Raw genomic sequence first — 1635 nt, forward strand, 5'->3', positions numbered from 1 at the left:
ATGCTTCGGGATGTTACCCCCGCACATAAGGGACTTTCACCCTCTGGAATAATTTGATATCTTCGATACCAGATGCCCATGCTGGGCACACACAACAGCTATACGTAATGCGGGTTTGGTGCTAAATTGAAAATGAATGAATATTAACAAAAATATCGGTAGGCGGACAGTGGAGTGCTCTTTAAACCCGCACTACGCATAGCCCAACCGTTAAAGCACATTAAAGAAAGTCAATACTTCTATCGAGAGTTGTAATTATTATATGAAGTTTTTAAGAACACTGTCATACAGGGATATTTTATCCTCGTTTTTATCTGCCATAATGATGGTATCTCTCATCTTTTTATTAAAGCAGATCAGATTATTTGATTCATACTACATCTTGTTTGGACTGATTATCTTCGTTCCTGTTTTTATAAAGCATAGGCTTTATTATTTAGAACATAAAAGAAGAAATAGAATTTTTGGAAGACTTTTGCATGATGTCATCACAATAGTTTGGATCGTAATCATAGCAAGTTTGAGTTTGAAGATTGTTGGTAAATTTCATAGAATTGGAAGTTATACAAATCTAATGATTGCCTCATTTACAGCCGTTTTACTGGCTGAAATAGGATTTTCAATTATTAATCAAGTTTTGCTCAGGGTCTTTAAAATTAGAGTATGTTAAAGAACCAGAAATTACTAGGGATATTGATTTGCTTTGTATTGTTGTTGATATCCCTTTCAATAGAAATTTTTAGTAGGAGTTCAAATCCAGACCGATATAAAGTTTGGAATGAAGGTTCTGTTCTAAAAGCCGAAGATTTTCTTGGGGAACCACCTTTTTATGGAGGGCGGCAGGCAGAAATTTTCTATCGTGCTAAAGTAATTACCAGTCCAGAAATCAGGGTAATTGTTGAAATGGATAAATTTCAATCTTACATTAAAAAGAACCGAATTTCTAAAAAGTTAATTAAACATGAAGCATATCATCTTAAGCTTGCCTATGCACTTTTAGCTGATTTGAATGAAAAGATTTTGCAAAAGAATTTGAGTGTTGATGAAGCCAATCGATTAGCTTTAAGGAATTGGAGTTTAATGCCGAAATATCAAAAGTTGTATGATAATGAGACAAATCACAGCCTGAACGAAACTCAACAAAATTATTGGGAATATAAGATAGATTCTATTCTTTATAAATCTATTGATAATCAGTTTTTTCAAGAGACTGAAAAGATTAAAGTTTACTTTCCAGATGAACCCAAAGAATTTAAGGTTTCCATTGATAATGAATATCTTAATGGTTATAAGCTTGAAAAATATGATAATAAATTTTGGGTAGTTGACATGGGCTTTTTAAGTATTGATACAGTAGCGATTGAAAGTTATTTAGTAGATCTTCTTTTTGCTGAAGGTCAGGCTGATATAATAGTAAATGGAGATTTACCTCATCCAAAAGCAATTTTTGAATCCTATAGTCAAGACACTTTAGGAAATGAAATAGTTTTAGATAAAATTCTAGTGGGAAAAAGGTCCACTTATTGGTTAAGAAACAGGTATCCAATAGTTAAAGAAAATGAAGATATTTATAAAAAAATGGGGGATCAATTCTTCAACTCATTTAAAGTCCTTGATGAATGAAAAGGGAACGTG

1 protein-coding gene is annotated in these 1635 nt (G+C 32.4%); it reads left to right on the forward strand.

Translation table 11 applies throughout. The features are described from left to right. The first annotated feature begins 663 nt into the window (after positions 1 to 663). Positions 664 to 1623 (forward strand): hypothetical protein, encoded by a 960-nt coding sequence (locus tag LV85_RS21935; RefSeq protein WP_111323491.1) that lies wholly within the window; start codon positions 664 to 666, stop codon positions 1621 to 1623. The last annotated feature ends 12 nt before the right edge of the window (positions 1624 to 1635 follow it).

It is taken from the genome of Algoriphagus chordae (assembly GCF_003254055.1).
Taxonomy (GTDB): Bacteria; Bacteroidota; Bacteroidia; order Cytophagales; family Cyclobacteriaceae; genus Algoriphagus; species Algoriphagus chordae.